4 protein-coding genes and 3 pseudogenes are annotated in these 2848 nt (G+C 56.6%); 2 read left to right on the top strand and 5 right to left on the bottom strand.

The genetic code is table 11. The features are described 5' to 3' along the window. The 3 genes and pseudogenes from GEU01_RS20580 to tnpA form a co-directional block, all read right to left on the bottom strand. A pseudogene (locus GEU01_RS20580) lies at window positions 1–203 on the bottom strand (IS66 family transposase); the annotation flags it as partial. 65 nt (window positions 204–268) lie between these two features. After that, window positions 269–616 (bottom strand): IS66 family insertion sequence element accessory protein TnpB, encoded by a 348-nt coding sequence (tnpB, locus tag GEU01_RS20575; protein WP_019087537.1) that lies wholly within the window; start codon window positions 614–616, stop codon window positions 269–271. After that, window positions 613–972: an IS66-like element accessory protein TnpA gene (gene tnpA / locus GEU01_RS26005; protein ID WP_042711006.1), complete on the bottom strand. Its 360-nt coding sequence runs from the start codon at window positions 970–972 to the stop codon at window positions 613–615. Before tnpA ends, tnpB begins: the two co-directional genes overlap by 4 nt. Before the next feature lie 123 nt (window positions 973–1095). Between tnpA and GEU01_RS23615 the strand changes: the two are divergent. Both GEU01_RS23615 and GEU01_RS20560 read left to right on the top strand, forming a co-directional pair. Next, window positions 1096–1212, top strand: a pseudogene (locus GEU01_RS23615) (transposase); the annotation flags it as partial. A gap of 175 nt (window positions 1213–1387) precedes the next feature. Beyond that, window positions 1388–1990, top strand: a pseudogene (locus tag GEU01_RS20560) (IS630 family transposase); the annotation flags it as partial. A gap of 263 nt (window positions 1991–2253) precedes the next feature. Here GEU01_RS20560 and GEU01_RS20555 read toward each other — a convergent pair. After that, window positions 2254–2457 (bottom strand): hypothetical protein, encoded by a 204-nt coding sequence (locus GEU01_RS20555; RefSeq protein WP_019087534.1) that lies wholly within the window; start codon window positions 2455–2457, stop codon window positions 2254–2256. Between the two features lie 32 nt (window positions 2458–2489). Continuing rightward, on the bottom strand, window positions 2490–2848 hold a 359-nt coding region (locus tag GEU01_RS20550; protein WP_019086314.1), incomplete at its 5' end, for an IS5/IS1182 family transposase.

The following is a 2848-nucleotide window of genomic DNA, read 5'->3' as shown; positions in this document are numbered from 1 at the left end:
TGTTCAGTCTCACGCTCGATCTTTTCTGAACTGGCCCCGAATTTCTGTTTCTGCAGGCGAGCGATCCGGATCCTGAGCGACTGGACAAGGGCATCATAGGCCCGGGCCGACGCCGACAGCCGCACGATCTCGCCCTGCTGGGCCATGATGATGGCCTTGAGGGTTTCGAGATCATCAGGCAGGGGGCCAGAGTGTCGCTCCATCTCTGGATAATAGCGGAAAACTGCCAGAAAACAAAGAAATCCGCGACAGAAATAATGAAAAAAAATCAGGCTACGCGAGAGGGGGGCGCCGACCAGGATGGCCGTCTCCAGTCGATTCCTTCCCAGAGCATGGCCATCTGTGCGGCTGTCAGGCGGGCAACGCCATCTGCCGGGGAGGGCCACGGAAAACGTCCGGTCTCGAGCACCTTGTAATAAAGGCAGAACCCCTGACCGTCCCACGTCAGAAGCTTGATCCTGTCCCCCCGGCGACCGCGAAAGACGAAGAGAGCGCCCGATGTCGGGTCCTGACGCAGCCTGTCCTGTGCAAGTGCGGCCAGCCCCGATATGCCCTTGCGCATATCCGTCACCCCGCAGGCCAGATAGACACGCACACCGTTGCCCACGCCAATCATGCCGTCTCCGCGATCCGGATGACCCGTGCCAGAAGCTCTTCTGCAGGATGTCCCGTCACCCTGATACAACGGCCATTGCGCAGCACAATGGCCAACTCGTCAGTATCATCGCCAGACGCCACAGTGGGTGCATTCACGGAAGCAACAGGAACAAACGCCACAGACTGATCTGGGGAAGACAGTCTTTGACGGAATGAAGTACGCCACTGGTAAAGATGTTGGCGGGTCAGGCCATGCCGACGTGCCACATCCGATACACTTGCCCCGTCCACACCAACTTCAGCCAGTATCTCCAGCTTCCGTTCGTCCGGCCAGCGGCGACGGCGTTCAACGCCAATCAGGATTTCCTGAGCCATATTTACCTCCCAAACGACGTCAATAACGACGTCGTTAACGACGGTAAGTTACCAGTCACAATCCTCAGGCATAAGGCGGCCTCAAGCGGCCGATTACGGTCTGTCCACCACTGGAGGCAGACGATGAAGAAAGCGCGTTTCACGCAGGACCAGATTATCGGGATACTGAAAGAGCATCAGGCGGACGCGACGGCTGCGGATCTGTGCCGCAAGCACGGGGTCAGCGATGCGATGTTCTACACCTAGAGCAGGTCCACTGAACTATGAATCGTGTGGGATGACGCGGAGCGTGGATTGTGATTCACCGTTTTCATTGATGGAGATGGTGATGGCGCGAGCATTGAGTGACGATCTTCGGGTGCGCGTTCTGGAAGCCGGCGCAGCGGGCGGGTCAGCGCGGGTGGACATTCAAAAAAAGACCGCACATGCATTGGAGCAGGAGCGCGACGATGTGCTGACACGTCGGCAGGACTGGTTCGACGGCCAGCCTGACCTCGATCCGCACCGCCTGGTCTTCATCGACGAAACCAGCCTCTCCACGAAGATGGCCCGCCTGCGCGGCCGCGCTTTACGCGGAGAACGCTGTCGGGCCGGTGTTCCTCATGGCCATTGGAAAACCACGACGTTCACCGCCGGCTTGCGCCTCACGGGGATGACCGCACCCTTCGTGCATGAGGGCGCCATGAACGGCGAGATTTTTCAGGCCTATGTCGAGCATGTTCTCGTGCCGACGCTGAGCCCGGGCGATATCGTCGTGCTGGATAATTTGCCCGCTCATAAGATGCCGGGCGCGCGAAAGGCCATCGAACGAGCGGGGGCACAGATGATGTTCCTGCCTCCCTACAGTCCCGATTTCAACCCGATCGAAATGGCGTTCGCCAAGTTCAAGGCCCTCTTGCGAGCCAAGGCAGCAAGAACCGTCACAGCCCTATGGGACGCCGCCGGATCGGTCTTGGATGATTTCACTCCGGACGAATGTGCCAACTTTTTCACCGCCGCAGGATATGAACCGGAATAAAGTGGACGCGCTCTAGCGGTCGAAATACGGTGGAATAGAGGTGGCCCCGTTTGTTCGGACAATTTTGGTAGGTGAATAAGCTATACTCGATTGATGTCATGCCGCCATTTTGACGGCCTTGCTGCTGTCCATCTGGTCCGGGGTTAACCCCGGACCAGATGGAGGGTTCTCAAAGCCTCCATTTTGCATTTTAGATTAGTGGCAATATCAAGGGGTGACAATTTCTATATGAACGCAAAAGAAGGTTTTTAGAACTCTCCTGGTTAAGACTTAATCATCTGGATCAAGTCTATTTCTCGAATGGCCTTACGCTGCTCTTCTACACTAAAGACTGAGGCATCTTCGTAGATTTTTCTTGCCTGTTCGAACTGAGCAATCTCAGTTAGATAGCGCGCATTAATTTCAAGATATGCACGATAATTGGTTCTCCGCTCTCCACTTTCAGAAGTATTTACTTTTCCCTTCATCCAATTCAGAACCTCGCTGACTTTAGGGCCTGTTAGCACTTGATCCAGTCTGCGGCGGCAGCGATGTGGATGACCGCGAGGAACGAGGTTGCTGTTTTTTCGTATCTGGTTGCGACAGCGCGCCATTCCTTGAGACGAGCCCAGAGGTTCTCCACAAGATGTCGGCATCGATAGGCCCATTTGGGACAGGCGACCGGCGCATCGCGTCGTTTCGCGGGAATGGCCGGTCGGGCTCCCATGTCCCATATCCGTTCACGAAAGGCGTCTGACGCGTAGCCTTTGTCCGCCACGACCCACAGGGGAACAGAGGGGAGATCGTCGAGCATGGCTGGCGCCAGTGGCAGTTCATGGGCCTGTCCGGGTGCCAGAGCGAAACCAATGGCTTTTCCGT

The organism is Komagataeibacter europaeus LMG 18890 (assembly GCF_000285295.1).
Lineage (GTDB): Bacteria > Pseudomonadota > Alphaproteobacteria > Acetobacterales > Acetobacteraceae > Komagataeibacter > Komagataeibacter europaeus.
Note: the sequence above shows the minus strand (reverse complement) of the source record. Positions and strands in the feature narration are given on the sequence as shown.

Coding starts and splice junctions, on each gene's coding strand:
- tnpB (WP_019087537.1), bottom strand. CDS start 616: ATGATTGGCGTGGGCAACGGTGTGCGTGTCTATCTGGCCTGCGGGGTG.
- tnpA (WP_042711006.1), bottom strand. CDS start 972: ATGGCTCAGGAAATCCTGATTGGCGTTGAACGCCGTCGCCGCTGGCCG.
- GEU01_RS20555 (WP_019087534.1), bottom strand. CDS start 2,457: ATGAAGGGAAAAGTAAATACTTCTGAAAGTGGAGAGCGGAGAACCAAT.